This is a genomic window from Alterluteimonas muca (assembly GCF_021191595.1).
GTDB lineage: Bacteria > Pseudomonadota > Gammaproteobacteria > Xanthomonadales > Xanthomonadaceae > Luteimonas > Luteimonas muca.
In genome coordinates this window covers 117,958-139,622 of record NZ_JAIWPS010000011.1, presented here as the reverse complement: position 1 = coordinate 139,622, position 21,665 = coordinate 117,958, and the positions used below count along the sequence as shown (strand labels likewise).

Annotated in this window: 25 protein-coding genes and 4 tRNA genes; 9 read left to right on the top strand and 20 right to left on the bottom strand. The window is 70.3% G+C overall.

Features of this window, described 5'->3' with window-relative positions; genetic code table 11:
• From LDO11_RS13045 to LDO11_RS12990, 12 genes are all read right to left on the bottom strand, one after another.
• Positions 1-133, bottom strand: a 133-nt coding sequence (locus LDO11_RS13045) for a GTP-binding protein (RefSeq protein ID WP_232141928.1), incomplete at its 3' end; no start/stop codon positions are given.
• A 57-nt stretch (positions 134-190) separates the two neighbouring features.
• Positions 191-266, bottom strand: a tRNA-Thr gene (locus LDO11_RS13040).
• 110 nt (positions 267-376) lie between these two features.
• Positions 377-450, bottom strand: a tRNA-Gly gene (locus LDO11_RS13035).
• Positions 451-535: 85 nt separating this feature from the next.
• Positions 536-621: transfer RNA gene (locus LDO11_RS13030), tRNA-Tyr, on the bottom strand.
• Positions 622-833: 212 nt separating this feature from the next.
• On the bottom strand, positions 834-1,925 hold the full coding sequence (gene ychF, locus LDO11_RS13025) for a redox-regulated ATPase YchF (RefSeq protein ID WP_232141915.1): 1,092 nt from the start codon (positions 1,923-1,925) through the stop codon (positions 834-836).
• 81 nt (positions 1,926-2,006) lie between these two features.
• Positions 2,007-2,588 carry an aminoacyl-tRNA hydrolase gene (pth, locus tag LDO11_RS13020; protein ID WP_232141914.1) on the bottom strand — a complete coding sequence of 194 codons (582 nt, stop codon included), beginning with the start codon at positions 2,586-2,588 and terminating at the stop codon, positions 2,007-2,009.
• A gap of 44 nt (positions 2,589-2,632) precedes the next feature.
• A complete protein-coding gene (locus LDO11_RS13015; protein WP_232141913.1) occupies positions 2,633-3,259 on the bottom strand; it encodes a 50S ribosomal protein L25/general stress protein Ctc in 627 nt (208 codons plus the stop codon).
• Positions 3,260-3,377: 118 nt separating this feature from the next.
• Positions 3,378-4,337, bottom strand: a complete 960-nt coding sequence (locus tag LDO11_RS13010; protein WP_100322000.1) for a ribose-phosphate diphosphokinase — start codon at positions 4,335-4,337, stop codon at positions 3,378-3,380.
• A gap of 63 nt (positions 4,338-4,400) precedes the next feature.
• Positions 4,401-4,476 (bottom strand) — tRNA-Gln (locus LDO11_RS13005).
• A 78-nt stretch (positions 4,477-4,554) separates the two neighbouring features.
• A complete protein-coding gene (gene ispE, locus LDO11_RS13000) occupies positions 4,555-5,424 on the bottom strand; it encodes a 4-(cytidine 5'-diphospho)-2-C-methyl-D-erythritol kinase (protein ID WP_232141912.1) in 870 nt (289 codons plus the stop codon).
• The gene (gene lolB / locus LDO11_RS12995) at positions 5,421-6,089 is read right to left on the bottom strand and encodes a lipoprotein insertase outer membrane protein LolB (protein ID WP_129136537.1); all 669 of its coding nucleotides are present in this window, start codon (positions 6,087-6,089) and stop codon (positions 5,421-5,423) included. Before lolB ends, ispE begins: the two co-directional genes overlap by 4 nt.
• Entirely contained in the window at positions 6,086-7,762 is a 1,677-nt protein-coding gene (locus LDO11_RS12990; protein ID WP_232141911.1) for a tetratricopeptide repeat protein, read from the bottom strand. The genes lolB and LDO11_RS12990 overlap by 4 nt, the downstream gene beginning before the upstream one ends.
• 79 nt (positions 7,763-7,841) lie before the next feature.
• On the opposite strand from LDO11_RS12990, the gene hemA reads away from it, so the two are divergent.
• The 5 genes from hemA to ppk2 all read left to right on the top strand — a co-directional run bounded on the left by hemA (position 7,842) and on the right by ppk2 (position 13,588).
• On the top strand, positions 7,842-9,140 hold the full coding sequence (gene hemA, locus LDO11_RS12985; RefSeq protein ID WP_232141910.1) for a glutamyl-tRNA reductase: 1,299 nt from the start codon (positions 7,842-7,844) through the stop codon (positions 9,138-9,140).
• Positions 9,112-10,197 carry a peptide chain release factor 1 gene (gene prfA, locus LDO11_RS12980; RefSeq protein WP_129136540.1) on the top strand — a complete coding sequence of 362 codons (1,086 nt, stop codon included), beginning with the start codon at positions 9,112-9,114 and terminating at the stop codon, positions 10,195-10,197. Before hemA ends, prfA begins: the two co-directional genes overlap by 29 nt.
• Positions 10,198-10,417: 220 nt before the next feature.
• Positions 10,418-12,151 (top strand): O-linked N-acetylglucosamine transferase, SPINDLY family protein, encoded by a 1,734-nt coding sequence (locus tag LDO11_RS12975; protein WP_232141909.1) that lies wholly within the window; start codon positions 10,418-10,420, stop codon positions 12,149-12,151.
• 121 nt (positions 12,152-12,272) lie between these two features.
• A complete protein-coding gene (gene moaB / locus LDO11_RS12970; RefSeq protein WP_232141908.1) occupies positions 12,273-12,791 on the top strand; it encodes a molybdenum cofactor biosynthesis protein B in 519 nt (172 codons plus the stop codon).
• An 11-nt stretch (positions 12,792-12,802) separates the two neighbouring features.
• A complete protein-coding gene (ppk2, locus tag LDO11_RS12965) occupies positions 12,803-13,588 on the top strand; it encodes a polyphosphate kinase 2 (protein WP_232141907.1) in 786 nt (261 codons plus the stop codon).
• A gap of 63 nt (positions 13,589-13,651) precedes the next feature.
• On the opposite strand, the gene LDO11_RS12960 is transcribed toward ppk2, so the two are convergent.
• Positions 13,652-14,185 carry a porin family protein gene (locus tag LDO11_RS12960; RefSeq protein ID WP_232141906.1) on the bottom strand — a complete coding sequence of 178 codons (534 nt, stop codon included), beginning with the start codon at positions 14,183-14,185 and terminating at the stop codon, positions 13,652-13,654.
• A gap of 195 nt (positions 14,186-14,380) precedes the next feature.
• On the opposite strand from LDO11_RS12960, the gene LDO11_RS12955 reads away from it, so the two are divergent.
• On the top strand, positions 14,381-15,274 hold the full coding sequence (locus tag LDO11_RS12955) for a pirin family protein (protein WP_232141905.1): 894 nt from the start codon (positions 14,381-14,383) through the stop codon (positions 15,272-15,274).
• A gap of 22 nt (positions 15,275-15,296) precedes the next feature.
• Here the strand turns inward: LDO11_RS12955 and LDO11_RS12950 are convergent, their stop codons facing one another.
• The 6 genes from LDO11_RS12950 to LDO11_RS12925 all read right to left on the bottom strand — a co-directional run bounded on the left by LDO11_RS12950 (position 15,297) and on the right by LDO11_RS12925 (position 19,531).
• The gene (locus LDO11_RS12950; protein ID WP_232141904.1) at positions 15,297-15,854 is read right to left on the bottom strand and encodes a YceI family protein; all 558 of its coding nucleotides are present in this window, start codon (positions 15,852-15,854) and stop codon (positions 15,297-15,299) included.
• A 1-nt stretch (position 15,855) separates the two neighbouring features.
• Positions 15,856-16,437, bottom strand: coding sequence for a cytochrome b (locus tag LDO11_RS12945; protein ID WP_232141903.1), 582 nt, complete (start codon positions 16,435-16,437; stop codon positions 15,856-15,858).
• Between the two features lie 12 nt (positions 16,438-16,449).
• The gene (locus tag LDO11_RS12940) at positions 16,450-17,163 is read right to left on the bottom strand and encodes a pirin family protein (protein WP_232141902.1); all 714 of its coding nucleotides are present in this window, start codon (positions 17,161-17,163) and stop codon (positions 16,450-16,452) included.
• 255 nt (positions 17,164-17,418) lie between these two features.
• Positions 17,419-17,685, bottom strand: coding sequence for an acylphosphatase (locus LDO11_RS12935; protein WP_232141901.1), 267 nt, complete (start codon positions 17,683-17,685; stop codon positions 17,419-17,421).
• Positions 17,682-18,254, bottom strand: coding sequence for a TlpA family protein disulfide reductase (locus LDO11_RS12930; RefSeq protein ID WP_232141900.1), 573 nt, complete (start codon positions 18,252-18,254; stop codon positions 17,682-17,684). Before LDO11_RS12930 ends, LDO11_RS12935 begins: the two co-directional genes overlap by 4 nt.
• Positions 18,251-19,531 (bottom strand): YihY family inner membrane protein, encoded by a 1,281-nt coding sequence (locus LDO11_RS12925; protein WP_232141899.1) that lies wholly within the window; start codon positions 19,529-19,531, stop codon positions 18,251-18,253. The genes LDO11_RS12930 and LDO11_RS12925 overlap by 4 nt, the downstream gene beginning before the upstream one ends.
• Before the next feature lie 110 nt (positions 19,532-19,641).
• Here LDO11_RS12925 and wrbA point away from each other — a divergent pair, with 110 nt between their 5' ends.
• The 3 genes from wrbA (at position 19,642) to LDO11_RS12910 (ending at position 21,174) form a co-directional block, all read left to right on the top strand.
• Positions 19,642-20,232 (top strand): NAD(P)H:quinone oxidoreductase, encoded by a 591-nt coding sequence (wrbA, locus tag LDO11_RS12920; protein WP_232141898.1) that lies wholly within the window; start codon positions 19,642-19,644, stop codon positions 20,230-20,232.
• Positions 20,229-20,570: a DUF2069 domain-containing protein gene (locus tag LDO11_RS12915; RefSeq protein WP_232141897.1), complete on the top strand. Its 342-nt coding sequence runs from the start codon at positions 20,229-20,231 to the stop codon at positions 20,568-20,570. The genes wrbA and LDO11_RS12915 overlap by 4 nt, the downstream gene beginning before the upstream one ends.
• A gap of 115 nt (positions 20,571-20,685) precedes the next feature.
• The gene (locus tag LDO11_RS12910) at positions 20,686-21,174 is read left to right on the top strand and encodes an asparaginase domain-containing protein (protein ID WP_129136554.1); all 489 of its coding nucleotides are present in this window, start codon (positions 20,686-20,688) and stop codon (positions 21,172-21,174) included.
• Between the two features lie 44 nt (positions 21,175-21,218).
• Here the strand turns inward: LDO11_RS12910 and LDO11_RS12905 are convergent, their stop codons facing one another.
• Positions 21,219-21,653: a hypothetical protein gene (locus LDO11_RS12905; protein WP_129136555.1), complete on the bottom strand. Its 435-nt coding sequence runs from the start codon at positions 21,651-21,653 to the stop codon at positions 21,219-21,221.
• Positions 21,654-21,665 lie beyond the last annotated feature (12 nt).

Here is a 21,665-nt window from a genome sequence, read left to right as displayed (position 1 = left end):
GGAACTCGCCGCCGAAACGCTCCGCGCCCACCTTCGTCAGCGCCGCCGTCAGCGTCGTCTTGCCGTGGTCGACGTGACCGATCGTGCCCACGTTCACGTGGGGCTTGGTGCGCTCGAACTTGCCCTTGGCCATGATTGGTATCTCGATTGAACGGTTGGATGTGTCGGTTGGATCGGGGGGCGGCGGAAATGGTGCTCACGAAAGGAATCGAACCTTCGACCTCCTCCTTACCAAGGAGGTGCTCTACCGACTGAGCTACGTGAGCACGGGTGTTCCCGCTCCTTCCTGCCCTGCGCGATGCTTCTGGCATCGCCCGGCGCTTCCTGCGCCTCTGTAGAACCCGTGGATGGTGGCGGCGCTGTCGCGAGACGTCAATGGAGCGGGAGACGGGAATCGAACCCGCACCATCAGCTTGGAAGGCTGAGGTTCTACCATTGAACTACTCCCGCGGACTGCGGAGCCGCACACCCCGCATGCGATGGACTGCCTGCGGTTGGAACTGTTGCGGACCGTCGGACGGACCGCGATGCAACGTGGTGGAGGGAGGTGGATTCGAACCACCGAAGGCGTAAGCCAGCAGATTTACAGTCTGCCCCCGTTGGCCGCTTGGGTATCCCTCCGGAACCGGCCCGTAGGCCAGAACAGAGCCCGCAATTCTGGACTGACACCCCGGGGCTGTCAACGCCTGTACAGGCTTCCGGGACAACTTTTTCACGCCTGCGCCGATCACGCGGCGCTTTGCCGGACGCGGGTTGCGGAACCGCACGCATTGCCAGGCTGCCCGCGCGCGTCGCGCATGGGCTGCCGGGCCCGGATCCGCGTGCGCAGCCGCTCAGACGTTGAAGCGGAAATGCATGACGTCGCCATCCTTGACGATGTAGTCCTTGCCCTCCAGCCGCCACTTGCCCGCCTCCTTGGCACCGGACTCGCCGTTGTAGCGGATGAAGTCGTCGTAGCCGACCACTTCCGCGCGGATGAAGCCCTTCTCGAAATCGGTGTGGATCACCGCGGCGGCCTGCGGCGCGGTGGCGCCGACCTTCACCGTCCACGCGCGCACTTCCTTGACGCCGGCGGTAAAGTAGGTCTGCAGGTCCAGCAGGCCGTACGCCGCGCGGATCACCCGGTTGAGGCCCGGCTCGTCGAGGCCCAGGTCGGTCAGGAATGCATCGCGGTCTGCGTCCTCGAGCTGCGAGAGCTCTTCCTCGATCGCCGCCGACACCGGCACGACCTCCGCACCCTCGCCCGCCGCGCGCGCGCGCACGGCGTCGAGGTGCGGGTTGCTCTCGAAGCCGTCCTCCAGCACGTTGGCGATATAGAGCACCGGCTTGGCGGTCAGCAGGAACAGGTCGCGGATCGCGGCGCGGTCGTCATCCGACAGCGCCAGCGCGCGTACCGGCTGGCCGTCGGCCAGGCTCTTCTGCACGCGGCCGAGCACCTCGGCGCGGGCCTTCGATTCCTTGTCGCCGGTCTTGGCCGAACGCTCGGCACGCTGCAGCGCGCGCTCCACCGAGTCGAGATCGGCGAGCGCGAGTTCGGTGTCGATGGTCTCGATATCGGCGATCGGATCCACCCGGTTGTTGACGTGGATGACGTCGGGGTTCTCGAAGCAGCGCACCACGTGGGTGATGGCGTCGACCTCGCGGATATGGGCCAGGAACTTGTTGCCCAGCCCTTCGCCGCTGGCCGCACCGGCCACCAGCCCGGCGATGTCGACGAACTCGACGGCCGTGGGCACGACCTTCTGCGGCTTGATGATGTCGGCCAGCGCGTTCAGGCGCGGGTCCGGCACCGGCACCACGCCGACGTTGGGCTCGATGGTGCAGAAGGGGAAGTTGGCCGCGGCGATGCCGGCCTTGGTCAGTGCGTTGAAGAGGGTCGACTTGCCGACGTTCGGCAGGCCGACGATGCCGCATTTGATGCCCATGACGTCCGGAACCTGGATTGGGAATTCGGGATTCCGCGCTCGATGCAGGCAGCGCCTGATCGAACCCGGAATCCCCAATGCCTAATCCCGCCCGGTATGCAGCCTGGTCATCGCATCCATGAAGTTGCCCTCCACCGCCAGCGGCAGCACGTCGAGTGCATCGTCGATCGCGCGTGCGATCAGCACGTCGTCATCCGCACTCGCGCGTCCAAGTACCCAGGGTGTCACCTTGTCCTTGCTGCCGGGATGGCCGATACCGACCCGCAACCGGTGGAAACGTGCGTGGCCGAGCAGTCGCGTGATGTCACGCAGCCCGTTCTGCCCGCCGTGGCCGCCATCGAACTTCAGCCGCGCGGTGCCGGGCGGCAGGTCGAGCTCGTCATGTGCGACCAGGGTGGACCCGGGTTCGATCTTCCAGAACTGCAACGCGGCCAGCACCGACTTGCCCGAGAGGTTCATGAACGTCGCCGGCCGCAGCAGCCTGACCGACTGCCCGCCGATCTCGACCCGGGCGGTCTCGCCGAACAGCTTCGAATCCACGGCGAAGCGGCCGCCGAAACGCTCGGCGACGGCATCGACGAAACGGAACCCGGCGTTGTGCCGGGTCCGCTCGTAGTCGCGGCCCGGATTGCCCAGGCCGACGATGAGACGCAATCCTTCCATTACGCAGGCTGCGGGCGCGGCACGTGGCCACGCCCGCGTGCCGGTCACTCGGCCTTGTCGCCTTCCGCGCCTTCCTCGGCATCGTCGGCGGCTTCCACGCGGGCGTGGCGGGCCACGGCGATTGCGGGGTTGTGCGACTCGTCGATCGGGGTGGCGGGCTGCACGCCCTCCGGGAACACCACGTCCGACATGTGCACGGTGTCACCGACGTTCATGTTGCCGAGGTCGACCTCGATGTTCTCCGGCAGCTTGCCCGGCAGGCACAGCACTTCGATCTCGTTGAGTTCCTGCGTCACCACCACGCCCGCGGTCTTGCCGGCCGGCGAGGTGTCGACGTTGACCAGGTGCACCGGGACGCTGGCGCGGATCGCCTCGTTCTCGTTCACGCGCTGGAAGTCCAGGTGCATGATCAGCTGGCGGTACGGGTGGCGCTGCATGTCACGCAGCAGCACCTTCTGCACCTGGCCGTCGAGGTTGAGGTCGAGGATCGACGAGTAGAACCACTCGTTCTGGCTGGCCAGCCAGACCTTCTCGTGGTCGAGCTGGATGTTGACGGGGTCGATGCCACCGCCGTAGACGATGGCCGGGATCTTCGCGGCGTGGCGGAGGCGGCGGCTCGCACCCTTCCCCCCGTCCTCGCGGCGCTCGACCTTGATTTCATGCGTAGACATGTTGATTCACTACCCTGGTTGGAAGACCGCCGGGTGGCGGTCGGTGTGGGCAGCCCCGCGACCAGGGCTGCCCTCGAATGCCGCGCACGCGCAGGCGTGCACGGCGGAAACTGGAAGTTCAGTCGACGTAGAGCGAGCTGACCGATTCGCCGAAGGCCACGCGGCGGATGGTCTCGGCCAGCAACTCTGCGACGCTGAGCTGGCGGATCCGGCCACAGGCACGCGCGGCCTCCGACAGCGGGATGGTGTCGGTGACCACCAGCTCGTCGAGCTGCGACTTCGAGATGTTGTCGATCGCCGCGCCCGACAGCACCGGATGGGTGCAGTAGGCCACGACCTTGGTGGCGCCGTTCTCCTTCAGCGCCGCGGCGGCCGCGCACAGGGTGCCTGCGGTGTCGACGATGTCGTCGACCAGCACGCAGGTCTTGCCCTGCACGTCGCCGATGATGTTCATCACCGTGGCCACGTTGGCGCGCGGGCGGCGCTTGTCGATGATCGCGAGGTCGGCATCGTCCAGGCGCTTGGCGATCGCGCGGGCGCGCACCACGCCGCCGACGTCCGGGCTCACCACCACCATGTTGTCGGTGCCGTGCGCGCGCCAGATGTCGGCCAGCAGCAGCGGCGAGGCGTAGACGTTGTCGACCGGGATGTCGAAGAAGCCCTGGATCTGGTCGGCGTGGAGATCGACGGTGAGCACGCGGTCGGTGCCCACCGAACCGATCATCTTCGCCGCCACCTTGGCGGTGATCGGCACGCGCGAGGAGCGCATGCGACGGTCCTGGCGGGCGTATCCGAAGTACGGGATCACCGCGGTCACGCTGGCCGCGCTGGCGCGCTTGAGCGCGTCGACCAGCACCGCGAGCTCGACCAGGTGCTCGGCACTCGGTGCACAGGTCGGCTGCAGCACGAACACTTCCTGCCGGCGCACGTTCTCCTCGATCTCGACCTGCACTTCGCCGTCGGAGAATTTCGACACCAGCGCCTTGCCGAGCCGCGTGCCGAGTTCACGGCAGACCGACTGCGCAAGGGGCTTGTTGGCATTGCCTGAGAAGATCAGGAGGTTGCGATCTTCTTTCATGATGACGACTCCGCTCCGCTCTGACCGTGGCGGGATGTGGGGGAGGAACGCCGCGGACGGCGATGGCAGGGGCGGCAGGATTCGAACCTGCGAATGCCGGGATCAAAACCCGGTGCCTTAACCACTTGGCGACGCCCCTGTTGAATCGGGATGACCAGCCTTCCGGCTGCTCGATGGAATCGGGAAGAGGCCCCATGACCTGCTCCCGACCCCGGGATCACTGCCCCAGTGCGTCCAGCAGCGGCGAGCGCGCCGCACCGGCCACCACCCGGGCCCTGAGGCCCGCGGGCAACGCGGAAAGCGCGGCTTCGGCGCCCTCGCGGCTGGCGAATTCGACGAAGCAGCCGCTGCCGGTGCCGGTCAGCCGCGCGCGGCCGACCTGCGACAGCGCGACGAGCGCGGCATCCACGGCCGGCTCGCGGCGACGCAGCACCGGCTCGAACACGTTGCCGAGCGGAGCACCCGAAGCGAAGCCCGGTATTGTCGCGGGCGCGGCATTACGCGTCAATTCGGGGTCCGCGAACAGCGCCGCGGTCGGCACCGACACCCCCGGGTCCACCAGCAGGTACCAGGCGGGCGGCAGGTCGATCGGCGTCAGCCGCTCGCCCACGCCCTCGGCCCAGGCGTTGTGGCCATGCACGAACACCGGGACGTCGGCACCCAGACGCAGGCCCAGTGCGGCCAGCCGGTCGCGGGGCCAGCCCAGCCCCCAGAGGCGGTCGAGCGCGAGCAGGACGGTCGCGGCATCCGACGATCCGCCGCCGAAGCCGCCACCGGCGGGGATGCGCTTTTCGATGCAGATGTCCACACCAAGGCTGACTTTCGCCTCTTTTTGCAGGAGTTCTGCCGCGCGCACCAGCAGGTCGTCATGCGCATCCAGCCCGGGGAGCGTCTCGCCGACGCGGTGGATGCGCGGGTCCGCACGCGGGCGCAGGAACACCGTATCGCCCCAGTCCAGCAGCCGGAAGGCGGTCTGCAATTCGTGGTAGCCGTCGGGCCGGCGCCCGGTCACGAGCAGGAACAGGTTGAGCTTCGCCGGCGCCGGCCATGCACTCCAGCCGTGACCCGGATCCGCTGTGACCGTCACAGCGAGTCCGGCGTATCGCCCAGCTGCCAGGCGTCGACGAGGAGCCGCACGCGGGCATCGTCGCGCTGTGCGTTGATGCGCAGCGGCAGGCCCCCGGCCACGCCCGCGGCGTCCGCCTGCCATGCCGGGTAATCGATGGTCCAGCCATCCTGGTGCAGGCGCAGCAGCTGGCCGGTAGCGTCGTATTCGACCTGGGCGGGGCCGAAGCGCGCCGGGTCGGCACGCATGCCCGCGGCCCAGTCCGCGAGCGCGCCGACCGGAATCTCGAGCCCGGTGGCGTCGCGGACCAGCGACTCCGCATCCGCACCTTCACGCGGCCCGCCCTCGAGGCCATCGATGCGTGCGCGGCCGTCGGCGTGGCCCAGCAGGCTCCAGCTCTGGCGGGTGACCGGGGCGCTCAGCGTCACCCGGTACTCGCCGCCCTGCTGCCGCCATTCGATCCGGCCATTGCCGCCCTCGCGGCCCCGGGCCAACGCGACGCGACCATTGAAGGCGATCACCGGCTGCGCGCGCAGCGCCTGCTCGCGCGCCGCCAGCCGTGCCTGCGCGGCATCCAGTTCGGCGCCCACGAGTACCGCCGCAGCCGGCGCGGCGACCTGCCGGGTGGTGGCGCAACCCGCAAGCACCAGCAGCGCCAGCGCGATCACGACAAGGCGCGCGCTCACAGCTCCGCCCCGGTGGATTCCAGCGCACGGCGCAGCGAGCGGTTCTCCGGATCGAGCGCCATCGCCTTGCGGAAATACTCGCGCGCCTCGTCACGGCGACCCATCACCCACAGCACCTCGGCCACGTGGGCGGCGACCTCCGGATCCTTCATCAGCGTCCATGCGCGCCGCAGCTCCACCAGCGCCTCGGCGTTGCGCCCGAGGCGATAGAGCACCCAGCCGTAGCTGTCGACGATGGCGGCGTTGTCGGGCTCGGCCACGCGCGCGCGGTCGATCAGCTCCAGCGCCTCGCGATAGCGGTCGGTGCGGTCGGCCAGCGTGTAGCCCAGTGCATTGAGCGCGGCCACGTTCTCCGGCTCCATCACCAGGATGCGGCGCAGATCGGCCTCGGCACGCGGGATGTCGTCGCGGCGCTCCCACATCAGCGCGCGTGAATACAGCAGGGCGCCGTCGTCGGGATGCGCGCCCAGACCGCGGGCATACGCATCGGCCTCCGCATCGGGGCGCTCGTCGGCGCGGTGCAGCTCGGCCTCGAGCAGGTAGGCATCGCGGCGCAGCTCGTCGTCGGCCGAAGCGTCCCCCTGCAGCGCGCGCAGCGCGGCGAAGGCATCGTCGTGGCGATCGAGGTCGTGCAGCACCTTGGCGGTGCGCAGCCGCGCGACCCGCCGCGGCTCGCCACCCGGCACGCTGGCATACCACTCCAGCGCATCCTCGTGACGCTCCAGGTATTCGGCGATCTGCCCCAGCATCAGCCGCCAGCCGGGCTCCGGCGACGCGTCCTGCTCGCGCAACTCGTCATACAGCGCGCCCAGCGCCTCGCGGTCCTCGGCCTTCACCAGCAGCGATGCGCGCAAGCCGTAGCTGCGCGTGTCCTGCGGGCCGATCGCCATCACCCGCGCCGATTCCAGCGGTGCGCCCAGCGCGTCGTACTCGGCGGCAATCGCCAGTCGCAGTTCCGGCGACAGCCGCGCCTGGTCCTCCACCCGCGCCAGTGCCTCGCGTGCGCCCTCGAGGTCGCCATCGGCACGCAGCTTCGATGCGCGCAACAGCGCGACCCGCGGTTCGTCGGGGAAGCGCTGCATCACCTCGTCCAGGATGCGCGCGGAAATATCACCGCCCAGCTGCTGCGACAGGCCACCGAAGGCCAGCCATGCCTGCAGATCGTCGGGAATCGCATCGGCATCCACCAGCCTGCGGACCATCCGCGCGGCGTCCTCCGGCTCGCGGTGACCGGCGCTGATCGCCGCCAGCGCGTGCCGCCATCCGGCGGGATCCGGATCGGCCAGCAGCGCCACCAGCTGGCGGCGCGCGGCGCGCTCGCGGCCGCTGCGCAGCAGCCAGGTTGCCTCGATGCCCTGCATCGCCAGCGTGGGCGGCGCGCTGCGCTTCCACAGCGCCAGCGCCTCGCCGGCACGCGCGTCGTCGTTGGCCAGCAGCGCGATGCGGGTCGCGCGCTCCGACAGCGCCGGATCGTCCGGCGCCGCGCGCGCCGCGCGCAGATAGGCGTCGGCGGCCTCGTCGAGACGACCGGCCTGCAGCGCGAATTCGGCCGCCATGGTCGCGCCGAGCAGTTCGCCGGAGGCCGGTTCACGGGCGGAAACAGCGCCCGCGGCCAGCGCGATCGCAAGCACCAGGGCGGCGGGGCGCAGGGCTGAACGGGACCAGTCAGGCATTGGCGGCGTAGTGGCCGTAAAATACGGCGGTTCGCCAGCAAGCTTATCGCAAGCCCCTGAACGCGCGGTCCCCGTTTCCATGAGTCTTCTCGCCCTCGGCATCAACCACCAGAGCGCGCCGGTCGCCCTGCGCGAACGGGTGGCGTTTGCCGAACATGCGCTGCCGGAGACGCTGCGCTCGCTGCGTGCGATGCCGGAAGTACGCGAGGCCGCGCTGCTGTCGACCTGCAACCGCACCGAACTCTACGCAGTGGCCGATGACGGCGGCGAGGCGCTGGCTCGCTGGCTGGCGCTGCGCCCCGACGCCGACCTCAGCGCATATCTGTATGTCCACCAGGGCGGCGACGCCGCGCGCCACCTGTTCCGCGTGGCCACCGGGCTGGATTCACTGGTGCTGGGGGAGCCGCAGATCCTGGGCCAGGTGAAACAGGCCTGGGCCGCGGCACGTGAAGCGGGCACCCTCGGCAGCGAGCTCGACCGCCTGTTCCAGCATGCGTTCGTCACCGCCAAGCGTGCGCGCAGCGAAACCCGCATCGGCAACAGCCCGGTGTCGGTGGCGTCGCTGGCGGTGCGGCTGGCGCAGGAATCGTTCACCCGGCTGTCGGAATCGACCGTGCTGCTGATCGGCGCCGGCGAGACCATCGAACTTGCCGCGCGCCATCTGGTGCAGGCCAGGGCGCAGCGGCTGCTGGTCGCCAACCGCACCCTCGCCCATGCGCAGGCGCTGGCCTCGCGGCATGGCGGGGTGGCCCTGCCGCTGGAGGAACTCGACCGTCACCTGTCCCAGGCCGACCTGGTGTTCTCCGCCACCGCCAGCCGCGAGCCGGTGCTGCACCGGGGCCAGGTCGAGGCCGCGTTGCGGGCGCGCCGGCACAAGCCGATGCTGCTGATGGACCTGGCGGTACCGCGCGACATCGCACCCGACGTGGCCGACCTCAAGGACGCCTACCTCTACACCGTCGACGACCTCGAGCGCGCGGTGGAGGACAACCGCCGCAACCGCCGCGAGGCCGCCGACGCCGCCGAGGCGATCATCGACCTGCAGGTCACGCGCTACCACGAGGTGCTGGCCGCCAGCGCCTTCAATGCACCGCTGCGGCTGCTGCGCGAGCATGGCGAGCAGGCGCGCAATGAAGCCCTGGCACGCGCGCGCCAGCAGCTGGCCGCCGGCAAGGACCCCGACGCGGTGCTCGAACACCTCGCCCACGCGCTCACCAACCGCCTGCTGCACCTGCCGACCGCCGCGGTGCGCGAGACCGCCGCGGGCGGGAACCCCGAACTCGCCCGTGCGATCGAACGCGCGCTGCGCCCGGCGGCCACGTCCGCCACCCTGCCCGACTCCATTGCCGATGCTGCCGACCCTGCGCCGCAAGCTTGAGGCGCTGGCGGAACGTCGCGAGGAACTGGAACGGCTGCTGGCCGACCCCGGGATCGCGGCCGACCAGCAGCGCTTCCGCGCCCTGTCGCGCGAGTTCTCGCAGCTCGAACCGCTGTCGACCGCGCTCGCCGCCGAACAGCAGGCCCGCACCGACCTCGACGGCGCGCTGGCGCTGCGCGACGACCCGGAGCTGGCCGCGCTGGCCGACGAGGAGATCGCCGCCAGCCAGGCGCGCCTGGATGCGCTCGATGCCGAGCTCATGGCGCTGCTGGTGCCGCGCGATGCCCGCGACGAGGGCGGCCTGTACCTGGAGATCCGCGCCGGCACCGGCGGCGACGAGGCGGCGATCTTCGCCGGCGACCTGCTGCGCATGTACACGCGATACGCCGAGCGCCAGGGCTGGCGGGTCGAGGTGGAATCGGCCAGCCCCGGCGAGCACGGGGGTTTTCGCGAGGTGATCGCGCGCGTCGAAGGTGCCGGCGCCTACGCGCGACTGAAATTCGAATCCGGCACCCACCGCGTGCAGCGCGTACCGGAGACCGAATCGCAGGGGCGCATCCACACCTCGGCGGCCACCGTGGCGATCATTCCGGTGGAAGAGGATGGCGAGCCGATCGAACTCAACCCTGCCGACCTGAAGGTGGATACCTTCCGCTCGTCGGGTGCCGGCGGCCAGCACGTCAACAAGACCGACTCGGCGATCCGCATCACCCACGTGCCGAGCGGGCTGGTGGTGGAGTCGCAGACCGAGCGCAGCCAGCACGCCAACCGCGACAAGGCGATGAAGCGCCTGCGCGCGATGCTGGCCGAAGCGGAGGCGGCACGCCGCACGGCGGCCACCGCGGCCAGCCGCAAGCTGCAGGTGGGCAGCGGCGACCGCAGCCAGCGCATCCGCACCTACAACTACCCGCAGGGGCGGATCACCGACCATCGCGTCGACGGGCTCACGCTCTACGACCTGCCCAACGTGCTGGAAGGCGCCCTCGACCCGCTGGTCGACCGCCTGCTGCAGGAACACCAGACCGAGGAGCTGGCGCGGCTGGCCGAAGCCGGCTGAGGCCGCTCCCGCCCGGCACGCACCGCGCCGCGTTCCGGAGCGCATCGCGACGCTGGCAGCTTTGCGCGCTGACGAACGCCGTGCGCGCAGGTACGCCTGGCTGCAGCGACGCAACCGGCGACGCCCGTGCTCGTCGAGGCTGCAGCGCGGCGCCCGACGGATGACAGGCCGGCCGCGACACGCGAGCATGACCGGCCGTTTTTCCGGATCCTCGCCGCCGATGACACAGCAACACCCCGACCCGCGCATCGAGGCCCGTCTCGCCGTGCAACGCACGCCCGACGATGCAATGGCGTGGATCCTGCTGTCCGACGTCGAACTCGGCGCCGGCGATGCACGCAATGGCGCCGGTGCGGCGCAGCGCGCGCTGCAGCTGGCGCCTGGCCACCCGGAAGCGCTGGCCCGGCTCGGTCGCGGGCTGTGGATGCTCGGTCGCCATCGCGAAGCCGCACAGGCGCTGCGCGCCGCGGCGCACAACGCGCCGGGGCATGCCGGGATCGCGGTCTGGCTCGGCCATGCACTGGAGGATGCAGGCGACGCCGAGGCCGCCAACGACGCCTACGGCCGTGCGCACGCGCTGGCGCCGGAGCATCCGCAGATCGCCGCCTACCTGCTGGCGTGGCGGCGCCGGCTGTGCGACTGGCGCGGCATCGATGCGCTGTCGCGGCAAGTACGCGCCGCCGTCGCCAACGGTGACGGCGCGGTCGAACCGTTCGCCTTCCTCAGCGAGGACGCCAGCGCCGCGGAGCAGCTGGCGTGCGCGCGCCTGCGCGCCGGCGCGGTGGCCACGCAGGTGCGCATGCTGCCACCGGCACCGGCGCGCACCGCTGCGCGTTTGCGCGTGGGCTTCATGTCGAATGGTTTTGGCGCCCACCCGACCGGCCTGCTGACGGCGGCGTTCTTCGAGGCGCTGCGCGCGCACGACGCCGTGGACATCCACCTGTTCGCGCTCACTGCCGATGACGGCAGCATCATCCGCCGCCGGCTGCAGGCCTCGGCGCATGCGCTGCATGATGTCGGCGACCGCCCGCATGCGGAGATCGCCGGGCGCATCCGCGAGGCCGACCTCGACGTGCTGTTCGACCTGCGCGGCTGGGGCGGCGGTGGGCGTCCCGAGGTGCTGGCGATGCGCCCGGCGCCGCTGCAGGTGAACTGGCTGGCCTACCCCGGTACAAGCGGCGCGCCGTGGATCGACTACGTGCTCGCCGACCGCATGGTGTTGCCCGAGAACCTCGCCGTGCATCATTCCGAACAGCCGGCCTGGCTGCCGCGCTGCTTCCAGCCATCCGACACCCGCCGTGACGTGCCGCCGGCGCCGACCCGCGCCGAGTGCGGGCTGCCGGACGCCGGCATCGTGTTCTGCTGCTTCAACAACAGCTACAAGCTCAACCCGGCGTCGTTCTCGCGGCTGATGGCGGTGCTGCGCCGGGTGCCGGGCAGCGTGCTGTGGCTGCTGTCGGGGCCGGGCGAGGCCGACTGCCGCCTGCGCGAAGCCGCACAGGCGGAAGGCGTCGATCCAGCGCGACTGGTGTTCATGCCCAAGCAACCGCAGGCAGCCTATCTCGCACGCCTGCAGCTCGCCGACCTGTTCCTCGACTGCAATCCGTACAACGCCCACACTACCGCGTCCGATGCGCTGTGGGCGGGATGCCCGGTGCTGACCCGGCCGGGCGCCACGTTCGCCGCACGCGTGGCCGCGAGCCTCAACCACCATCTCGGCCTGTACGAGCTCAATGTCGACGACGACGCCGCATTCGTCGCGCTGGCCACCGCACTCGGCAACGACCCTGCGCGCCTGGGTGCGCTGCGAGCGCGCGTCGCGGACCTGCGCGAACGTTCCGGGCTGTTCGACATGGGCGGCTTCGCGCGCGACTTCGCACGCATCGTCGTGGCGATGGTCGAGCGCCAGCGTCGTGGCGAGGCGCCGGCACCGCTGTCACTGGCCGAGGGCTGAAGCCCGGCTCCGGGTCAACGCGGCCGCGCGCAGCCGTTTTCCGGGGACGCACGGGCGTGCACGCAGGCACCCCCGGCCGTGCCGCTTCCCCGCTCACATGTGCATGGCTACCCTGCCCCGCATGAGTGCATCCGACGGCTTCATCCCGCTTTCCATCTGCGTGCTGACGGTCTCCGACAGCCGCACACCGGCCGACGACCGCTCCGGGGACTACCTCGCCGGCGCGATCGAAGTCGCCGGCCACCGCCTTGCCGCTCGCGCACTGCTGCCCGACGACCGCTATCTCCTGCGCGCGGCGGTGTCGCAATGGATCGCCGACCCCGCGATCGATGGCGTGCTGGTCACCGGCGGCACCGGCTTCACCGGCCGCGACGCCACCCCGGAAGCGCTGCTGCCGCTGCTGGACAAGCAGATGCCCGGCTTCGGCGAGCTGTTCCGCGCGATCAGCTTCGAAGAGATCGGCACGGCATCGCTGCAATCACGGGCGTTCGCCGGGCTGGCCAACGCCACCTTCGTGTTCTGCATGCCGGGCTCGACATCGGCCTGCCGCACCGCGTGGGAGCGGATCATCCGCGAGCAGCTGGATGCGCGCACGCGGCCGTGCAACCTCGCCACGCTGCGGCCGCGGCTGCGCGAATGACGGAGCCGGTGATGGCGAAGCAACTCAAGCGCAAGGCATACGAGGCCGCCCTGGAGCCGATGCAGATCGAGCTGGTCGACATGGCGCGCTGGGCGAAGGAATGCGGGCAGCGCGTGCTGGTGATCTTCGAAGGCCGCGATACGGCGGGCAAGGGCGGCGTGATCAAGGCGATCGCGCAGCACCTCAACCCGCGCCAGTGCCATGTGGTCGCCCTGCCCGCGCCCAGCGACCGCGAGCGCACGCAGTGGTATTTCCAGCGCTACGTGCCCCATCTGCCCGCCGCCGGCGAGATCGTGCTGTTCGACCGCAGCTGGTACAACCGCGCCGGCGTCGAACGGGTGATGGGCTATGCCAGCGAGGACGAGGTGGCGCTGTTCCTTCGGCAGGTGCCGGCCTTCGAGAAGATGCTCGTCGACGACGGCGTGCTGCTGTTCAAGTACTGGCTGGGCTGCGACCAGGCCGAGCAGGAACGCCGGTTCGCCGAGCGCCTGGCGGATCCGCTCAAACGCTGGAAGCTGTCGCCGGTGGATGTCGAGGCGCGCCTGCGCTACGACGACTACACCCGTGCACGCGAGGCCATGCTCGAGGCCACGCATACCGCGCACGCACCCTGGGCCACCGTCGACTTCAACGACCAGCGCCGTGGCCGGCTCACCCTGATCCGCCACCTGCTCGACCGCCTGCCCGACAACCGCATCGCTGCCACCCCGGTGGCGCTGCCACCGCTGCCCGGCCCGCTGCGGCCGGAACGCTACGACCACGTGCCGCCGCTGCCGTCGTTCACCACCGAGGGGTGAACGCGGCCTCTGGAAACAGGAACGGCCGCACTCGGCGGCCGTCCCGATGATGCGGCGCGGTGATCAGAAGCGGTATTCGACGCTTCCGGTCAGCGTTTCGAGCTTGACCCGCACGTCGCCGACCTTCGGCTCCTGGTAGTCGTAGCGCACGCCCACGCCGAAATTGGGGCTGTAGTCGAAGCCCACGCCAACGCCGACATAGGGGTTGGTGTCGCTGTCGTCCCACGACTCCACGCCGCGCAGCGTCTCCTCGACGCGGTTGCGGGCGATGCCGGCCCGGCCGCTGACGTAGAAGCCGGTATAGGCCTCGGCGCCAAAGTTGGCTTTGCCGAACACGCCAACGCCGATGCCGTCCACTTCGGTACGCCAGGGGCCGCTGGTATCGGCGCCATAGCGGGTGACGAAACCCTCGATGCCGAACTGCGGGCGGAAGTAGTAGCCACCGCGCAGGCCTACGGCGGTGTCGTTGTCCTTGGCGCCCTCGACCGACAGGTCGCTGCGGCCGGCTTCGATCGCCATGAACCCGGTGCCCTGGGCGGCAACGGCCGGCATTGCGGCGGCAGCCAGCGCGCTGGCGAAAAGCAATTCCCTGATCATTCTGAAACTCCTGTTTCTGCGTGGGGTATACGCCGCGCGTGCATGCACGGCGGCGCATTCTCGGGGCGCACCGCATGGCCGTCAATTTTCCGTTAACCGTACGCGACCCGCTTCCGTGCACGCGTGCCGGTCGGACGCGCCGCCCGCAGGTCCCCGGGACTACAGTGGGCCCGAGCCTCTTGCCGGAGATCCAACATGATCGAGCTGGTCATCGCCTCGCGCCGCCGCGACCTCGGCGGCTTCGAAGTCGGCCGCGTGCTGCCGTTCGCGAAACGCCGCATGGTCGGGCCGTACATCTTCTTCGACCGCATGGGCCCGGCGATGTTCGAGCCCGGCCTGCCGCGTTCGGCCGACGTGCGCCCGCATCCGCATATCGGCCTGTCGACGATCACGTATCTCTTCGAGGGCGAGATCATGCATCGCGACAGCGTCGGCTCCGAGCAGCCGATCCGCCCCGGCGAGGTGAACTGGATGACATCCGGCAGCGGCATCACCCATTCCGAGCGTTTCGAGCAGGGCCGCGCGGTGGGCGGCCCGATGGACGGCATCCAGGCCTGGGTGGCCCTGCCGGACGGACACGAGGAGATCGCGCCCGGTTTCTGGCACTACGACGCCGGCGAGCTGCCGACCTTCGACGAGGGCGGGGTCTGGACGCGGCTGATCGCCGGCGAGCTTGCCGGGACCCGCTCACCGGCGGCGATCGATTCGCCGCAGTTCTATGTGCACTGGCGATTGCGTGCCGGCACGCGGGTGTCGCTGCCCCCGGCATACCCGGAACGCGCGGTCTACGTGGCGGATGGCGCGGTGGAAATCGATGGCCAGCGCATCGAACCGGGCAGCATGGCGGTACTGGCACCGGGCGCCGCGGTAACCATCGCCGCGCTCGGCGATGCTGTGGTGATGGCCCTGGGTGGCGAGCCGGTCGGCCCGCGCTTCATCGACTGGAACTTCGTGTCCTCGTCGAAGGAGCGGATCCTGCAGGCGCGCGCCGACTGGGCTGCCGGGCGGATGAAACTGCCCGACCTCGACGACCAGGAGTTCATCCCGCTGCCGCCGGCCATCGGCGCCGCGCCGGAGCCGATGTCCTGATCTGCCGACCGGCCGGCGTCGCTCAGGGCGCCGGCACGAAGGTGACCCGGGTCGACACCGCGACCTCGTCGGGAATGATCGACACGTCGGCCCAGTCGCCGCCGCCGACGCCGAAGTCCAGACGGCTGACTTTCGCGCGTCCGGCGAGCGCCGGCCGCTCGCCGTCGCTCAGGGTGAAGGTCAGCGTGACCGGCTTGCGCACGCCGCGCAGTTCGAGGGTGCCATCGGTGCTGTAGCTGCCGTCGCCCAGCCGGGTGAAGCCGCGCGCGGTGTAGCGCGCCTGCGCGAAGCGGGCGACGTCGAAGAAGTCGGCGGCCTTCAACGTGCTGTCGCGATCGGCGTTGTCGGTGTCCGCGCCGGCCAGCGGGATGACCACGTCGAGGCTGGCGTCCTGCAGTGCGGCGGGATCGAAGCGCATCGTGGTGCGGAAGCCCGGCAGGCTGCCGACAAAGGTCTCGCCCTGGTACTGGCTGGCGAAGGTCAGCGCACCGGAGGCCTGCACGTAGTCGGCGGCGAAGGCGGGTGCCACGAGGGCGGATGTCACCAGCAGCAGCGGCAGCAGCGGGTTGTGGAAGTTCATGTCAGTGCTCCATGGGCCGGCGCGGCGCCGGCGTGCGGGACAGGGCGGGCAGCATGCGCCGCAGGGTCGCGTCGCGCCGCACGACGTGGTGGTACAGCGCGGCGGCGGCGTGCAGCGCCACCAGCGCCAGCAGCAGCCACACGCCGTACCCGTGCAGCTGCCGCGCAAACTGCGCGAGCGTGGCATCGCGCCCGGCAAGCGCCGGCAGGTTGAATAGCCCGAACCATTGCAGCGGATAGCCCGATGCGGAATTGAACAGCCAGCCGCTGAGCGGGATGGCGAACAGCAGCAGGTACATGCCGGCATGGGTGACCAAGGCCAGCCGCGCCTGCCACGACGGCGTACCGGGCAATGCGATGGGGCTGCCGGCGAACAGCCGCCATGCCAGCCGCATCGCCACCAGCGCCAGCAGGGTGAGGCCCAGCGACTTGTGCCGCGCATAGGCTTCGATCTTGGCCGGCGTCGCCGGCATGTCGACCATCGTCAGTCCACGCCACGCCAACCAGCCGATCAGCAGCACAATGGACCAGTGCAGCAGCTGGCTCACGGCGCCCCAGCGTTCCGGCGTGTTGCGCAGTCGCATCGTGGGTTCCGGTTACTGTGGTTCGAGCCGTGGCAGGTCGAACGCGAGGATCTCCGCGCCGTCGCCGCGCTCGACCCGCACTTCGGGCTCGCCACAGTAGAGCAGCGCGTCGCCTGCGGATACCGCATGGCCGTTCACCACCGCCGAGCCACGCACGAGGTGCATATAGGCCAGGCGTCCAGCGGCGACAGGCACCGCGTCGTGTTCGTCGTCGTCGAACAGTCCCGCGTACATCCGCGCGTCCTGGTGGATGGTCACCGAGCCCTCGGCACCGTCGGCGCTGGCCACCAGCCGCAGGCGGCCGCGCTTCTGCGCATCGGAGAACGTGCGCTGCTCGTAGCCCGGTGCGATGCCGGCGATGCGTGGAAGGATCCAGATCTGCAGGAAATGGGTCACGCCCTCGCGATCGTGGTTGTACTCGGAATGGGTGACGCCGCTGCCGGCGCTCAGGCGCTGCACCTCGCCGGGCACGATCGTCGCGCTGTTGCCCATCGAGTCGCGATGCGCGAGCGCACCGTCGATGACGTAGCTGATGATCTCCATGTCGCGATGGCTGTGGGTGCCGAAGCCCTGCCCGGGCTGCACGCGGTCCTCGTTGATCACCCGCAGCGGTCCCCAGTGCATGTGGTCCTGGTCATGGTAGTTGGCGAACGAGAAGCTGTGCCACGACTCCAGCCAGCCGTGGTCGGCATGGCCGCGCTCGTGTGCGGGTCGCAGGATGATCATGGTCTGTCTCCGGTTGCGGGTGGCAGCTGCCACGACGCAGCCAGTCTGGCGCCGCTTGTGCGGTGCGGATGCGGCGACGATGGCACGGAAGGTTCCACATCCGCCTTGCACCCGCCGTTGCCATGGTTGATGCGGCTTCCCGCGCACCGGCGGACCGTTCCAGCTTCGGCACCGACCTTTCTGCACGTGTTCGCCGACCGCATATCGCAAAACGCGAGGGGTCCGCTGCCGGTTCGCACTATCCGTCCGCGCGGCTCAGTCGGCGGATACAGGCTCGACCCCGACCGGATCGATGTCTTCGCGCCGCACCCCGTCCACCCGCGCCATCGGCGGACCGTGCCGGAGCCAGGCGGCGAGTGCGTCGACGGCCTCCGCGTCCCCGTCCACCTGCACCTCCACGCGTCCGTCGTCGAGGTTGCGTGCATGCCCATGCAGCCCGAGGCGTTGCATCTGCTCGCGGGTGGACGCCCGGAAGCACACCCCCTGCACCCTGCCGCTGACCAGGAAGCGCGCGGCACTCATGCGCCGGAACTGGTGTCGGCGACCGGCACGGCGGGCCCGCCGGCAGCGGCGATATCGCGCTCGATGTCCTGCGCGGTTACCGGGCCGAGGTACTGCTCGGCCACCACGCCCTGCGGATCGACGAGGTAGGTCATCGGCAGGCCGCGCGGCGGGTCGAACCCGGCCGGCGGGGCGTACACGTCGACGATCGAGATCGGATACAGCACCGGATGCTTCTGCAGGAACGCGCGCATCGCCTCCGGCTCGATCTCCTCGTAGGCCAGGCCGATCACCTCGACGTGCTCGCGCATCGCGCCCAGCGCCGACAGCTCCGGCATCTCCTTCAGGCACGGCGCGCACCAGGTCGCCCAGAAATTCACCACCACCCATTTGCCGCGCTGTGCGGCGAGGTCCCATTCGCTGCCGTCGAGGGTGGTGACGCGCAGCTCGAGTGGCGCGGCCTGGTCGGTGGCCACGGGCGCCTGCGCCGCGGGCGTCGATGCCGATTCTTCCGGCGCGGCCGGCGGCGCCTCGCGCTGGCAGGCGGCCAGCAGGCAGATGGCAAGGACGGACACCAGGGGACGGATCATGGGGCAAGCTCCTTGCGGGATGGATGGATGTCGCCGACGCGGCGTTTGAGCAGGTCGCGCAGCGGCACGCGCAGGTCGTCGAGCGCTGCCTGCGAGGCGCGGCCGAGGGCGTCGTCGTGGCATGGCAGGTGTGCCTCGTGCACCGGGATGCGCAGGTGGCAGGCCTCGTAAAGATCCACCAGGGTCACGTCGTCGAGGTCGCGGGCCAGCAGCCATGCACCGCCTTCCGCCCGCGCGAGGATGTTGGCGACCTCCAGCTGGGCGAAGAACTGCTGCGCCAGTGCGTCGGTGAGGCACGGCTCCAGCGCCATCAGCTCGTCGGTATGCAGGCCACGCCCCTGCCTGCGCGCCTCGACGAAGCGGCCGAGCATGCGCAGCAGCGCGAACACCTCGTAGCCCAGCGGCAGCCGCATCGCCGCCGGCTGGTAGCGGAACGCCGACAGCGACGCGGCGAACGAGGCGCCGAGCAGGATCGCCAGCCAGCAGAAGTAGATCCACAGCAACAGCACCGGGATGAAGGAGACCTGGCCGTAGATGCGCTCGTAGCCGTCGAAGCTGCCCAGGTACAGCGCGATCGCGCGCTTGGCCAGCTCCAGCAGCAGCGCCGACAGCAACGCGCCGGCGAACGCGTGGCGCCACTGCACGGTGCGGTGCGGGATCACCCGGAACACCGCGGCGATCGCCAGCAGCTCGATCCCCAGCGGCGCCAGCTGCAGCAACGCGCGTTGCAGCCACTGTCCGGACAGCGTGCTGTGGAAGATGTCGAGCGCAAGGAAACGGGTGAACAGCGCCAGGCTTGCCGCCGCAACCAGCGCGCCCAGCGTCAGCACCGTCCAGTAGACGAGGAAGCGCGCGAACTTCGGGCGCGTGGTGCGCACGCGCCAGATGCGGTTGAGCGTGGCCTCGACCCCTTGCAGGGTGACCAGCACCGACACCACCAGTGCGATGGTGCCGAGCGCGGTGAGCTGGCCGATGTTGCGCGAGAAGCCCAGCAGGTACTGCTCCACCTGGCGCGCGGAATCGGGCACGAAGTTGGAGAAGATGTAGTCGGTGAGCTGCGCGCTCCAGGACTCGAACACCGGGAACGCCGACAGCACGCCGAACACCACCATGCTCAGCGGCACCAGTGCGAACACCGTGGTGAACGCGAGCGCGCCGGCGGCCTCGAACAGGCGGTCGTCGACGAAACGCCGCCACAGGAAACGCAGGAACGAAACGGACCGCGCACGGTCGGTCATCCGTTCGCTCCAGCGGGTCAGGGTATCCAGCGGTTCCATCGGCCGAAGCGTAACCGAACGTCGTGCATGCATCGGTCGCGCCCGGCACAGGGCGGGAGGGCATGGCGCGCATGCCCTATCCTTGCCCGCTATCCGAGCAGGAGCGCGCCATGCCCGACATCCTTGTCCTCTACTACAGCCGCGGCGGTTCGGTGGCGCGGCTGGCGCGGCATATCGCGCGTGGCATCGGCGAGGTGGACGGCATGCAGGCGCGCCTGCGCACGGTGCCGCCGGTGGCCACGGTCACCCGGACCGCCGAGCCGCCGGTGCCCGAGGAAGGCGCGCCCTACGTCGAGCGTGCGGATCTCGCCGAATGCGCCGGCCTGCTGCTGGGCAGCCCCACCCGCTTCGGCAACATGGCCGCGCCGCTCAAGCACTTCATCGACGGTCTCGGCGCCGAATGGGCCAGCGGCACCCTGGTCGGCAAGCCGGCGGCGGTGTTCACCTCCACCGCCACCCATCACGGCGGCCAGGAAGCCACGCTGCTGTCGATGCTGATCCCGCTGCTGCACCACGGCTGCGTGGTCGCGGGCATTCCCTACACCGAGCCGCAACTCCATAGCACCACCGGCGGCGGCACTCCGTATGGCGCCAGCCACGTGGCCGGTGCCAATGACGATCCGCAACCCACCGATGACGAAGCCGCGCTCGCCCGGGCGTTGGGCCGTCGGGTAGCGCAGCTTGCGGCGAAGCTCGCATGAAGCGTGGCGCCGCGCACTGGCTGCTGGTCGCGGCCCTCGTCGCGCTGGCGGCCGTCTATGCCGTGTGGCTCGCACGTGGCGAGCATCTCGTCGCCGCGCTGGCCGTGCTGGTGGCGCCGCCACTGCTGCTGGCGGGCGGCGTGCTTGCCGGCAGCGCGCGGGCACGCTTCTGGGCCGGCGTCTTCGGTCTCTTCTGGTTCTCGCACGCAGTCATGGAAGCCTGGAGCACCCCGGCCGCCCGTGGCTACGCATGGGCGCTGCTCACGCTGTCCCTGCTCGTCATCGGCAGCGCCAGCTGGCCCGGCCTGCAGGCACGATTCGGGCGCCGCGCGGCCTAGGCACCGCACCACGCCGGTTGCCGCTCCGGCATGGGTGGCCGAAAATCCGCGGTCCCGTCCCGCTTTCGCTGCGTCCCTCCCGCGACGCACGCCTCCCACCGGATACCAATCCCTGATGCAAGAACTGCTGATCGTCACCACGGGTGGCACCATAGACAAGGTCTATTTCGACGACAAGTCGGACTTCCAGGTGGGTGCGCCGCAGATCGGCCGGATCCTCGAGGAGCTGGGGGTGGCGTTCCGTTTCAGCGTGATCCCGATCCTGCGCAAGGATTCGCTGCACATCACCGACGACGATCGCGAACTGATCCGCGCCACCGTCGCCGCGCAGCCGGCCAGGCACGTGCTGATCACCCACGGTACCGATTCGATGGTCGATACCGCACGCGCGCTGGCGTCGATCCCGGACCGCACGATCGTGCTCACCGGCGCGCTCAACCCGGCGCGCTTCCGTGGTTCGGACGCGGAATTCAACATCGGCACCGCCGTGGGCGCCGTGCAGTCGCTGCCGCCGGGCGTCTATATCGCCATGAACGGCCGCATCTGGGATCCGACCGCGGTGCGCAAGAACGTGGCTGCCAACCGTTTCGAAGCGGTGGGCTGACGCGAGCGGCCCGCAGGGCGACGGCGGACGCCGGTCGGCGCGGGTCAGTCGCCGCGCATCATCGGTTCGCGCTGCGCGGGCCCGGGCGCGCGCTGCATCATGCCGTCGGGCTCGGCGTACTCGACATCCGGGTCCTCGGCCAACGCCCGCAACAGGCGCTGGGCGGTGTCGTGGTCCAGCGGCGGATCGGCGACCACCAGATCCGCACCGACGCCCAGCCGGCGCTCCCAGCGCAATGCCGGCTGCGTGCCATGCGTGTGCAGTCCGGCCTCCCTGGCGATGCGTTCGAGCCGCGGCGCCACGGCCGCGGCGTCGCGACCGGCATCGGTATGCGCGTGGTACTTCACGATGAAACGGTGCCAGCGTTGCTGCGCGGCAGCGGTATCGGACTCGGCCATCGCGGTGTGCTCGCGTGCCGTTACCGTCGCGCCGCAGCACAGGGCCGCCAGGACCATGCACAACACGGGGATCGGGCGCATGGCACGTCTCCA

What these genes read in the sequence shown, in the direction of transcription:
- LDO11_RS12945 (WP_232141903.1), bottom strand. Translation starts at nt 16,437, where the DNA reads ATGCGACTGCGCAACACGCCGGAACGCTGGGGCGCCGTGAGCCAGCTG.
- LDO11_RS12935 (WP_232141901.1), bottom strand. Translation starts at nt 17,685, where the DNA reads ATGAGTGCCGCGCGCTTCCTGGTCAGCGGCAGGGTGCAGGGGGTGTGC.
- LDO11_RS12955 (WP_232141905.1), top strand. Translation starts at nt 14,381, where the DNA reads ATGATCGAGCTGGTCATCGCCTCGCGCCGCCGCGACCTCGGCGGCTTC.
- LDO11_RS12950 (WP_232141904.1), bottom strand. Translation starts at nt 15,854, where the DNA reads ATGAACTTCCACAACCCGCTGCTGCCGCTGCTGCTGGTGACATCCGCC.
- LDO11_RS12960 (WP_232141906.1), bottom strand. Translation starts at nt 14,185, where the DNA reads ATGATCAGGGAATTGCTTTTCGCCAGCGCGCTGGCTGCCGCCGCAATG.
- LDO11_RS12910 (WP_129136554.1), top strand. Translation starts at nt 20,686, where the DNA reads ATGCAAGAACTGCTGATCGTCACCACGGGTGGCACCATAGACAAGGTC.
- LDO11_RS12905 (WP_129136555.1), bottom strand. Translation starts at nt 21,653, where the DNA reads ATGCGCCCGATCCCCGTGTTGTGCATGGTCCTGGCGGCCCTGTGCTGC.
- ppk2 (WP_232141907.1), top strand. Translation starts at nt 12,803, where the DNA reads ATGGCGAAGCAACTCAAGCGCAAGGCATACGAGGCCGCCCTGGAGCCG.
- LDO11_RS13015 (WP_232141913.1), bottom strand. Translation starts at nt 3,259, where the DNA reads ATGTCTACGCATGAAATCAAGGTCGAGCGCCGCGAGGACGGGGGGAAG.
- LDO11_RS12990 (WP_232141911.1), bottom strand. Translation starts at nt 7,762, where the DNA reads ATGCCTGACTGGTCCCGTTCAGCCCTGCGCCCCGCCGCCCTGGTGCTT.
- LDO11_RS12940 (WP_232141902.1), bottom strand. Translation starts at nt 17,163, where the DNA reads ATGATCATCCTGCGACCCGCACACGAGCGCGGCCATGCCGACCACGGC.
- LDO11_RS12925 (WP_232141899.1), bottom strand. Translation starts at nt 19,531, where the DNA reads ATGGAACCGCTGGATACCCTGACCCGCTGGAGCGAACGGATGACCGAC.
- LDO11_RS12915 (WP_232141897.1), top strand. Translation starts at nt 20,229, where the DNA reads ATGAAGCGTGGCGCCGCGCACTGGCTGCTGGTCGCGGCCCTCGTCGCG.
- pth (WP_232141914.1), bottom strand. Translation starts at nt 2,588, where the DNA reads ATGGAAGGATTGCGTCTCATCGTCGGCCTGGGCAATCCGGGCCGCGAC.
- LDO11_RS12930 (WP_232141900.1), bottom strand. Translation starts at nt 18,254, where the DNA reads ATGATCCGTCCCCTGGTGTCCGTCCTTGCCATCTGCCTGCTGGCCGCC.
- wrbA (WP_232141898.1), top strand. Translation starts at nt 19,642, where the DNA reads ATGCCCGACATCCTTGTCCTCTACTACAGCCGCGGCGGTTCGGTGGCG.
- LDO11_RS13010 (WP_100322000.1), bottom strand. Translation starts at nt 4,337, where the DNA reads ATGAAAGAAGATCGCAACCTCCTGATCTTCTCAGGCAATGCCAACAAG.
- hemA (WP_232141910.1), top strand. Translation starts at nt 7,842, where the DNA reads ATGAGTCTTCTCGCCCTCGGCATCAACCACCAGAGCGCGCCGGTCGCC.
- ychF (WP_232141915.1), bottom strand. Translation starts at nt 1,925, where the DNA reads ATGGGCATCAAATGCGGCATCGTCGGCCTGCCGAACGTCGGCAAGTCG.
- moaB (WP_232141908.1), top strand. Translation starts at nt 12,273, where the DNA reads ATGAGTGCATCCGACGGCTTCATCCCGCTTTCCATCTGCGTGCTGACG.
- LDO11_RS12975 (WP_232141909.1), top strand. Translation starts at nt 10,418, where the DNA reads ATGACACAGCAACACCCCGACCCGCGCATCGAGGCCCGTCTCGCCGTG.
- prfA (WP_129136540.1), top strand. Translation starts at nt 9,112, where the DNA reads ATGCTGCCGACCCTGCGCCGCAAGCTTGAGGCGCTGGCGGAACGTCGC.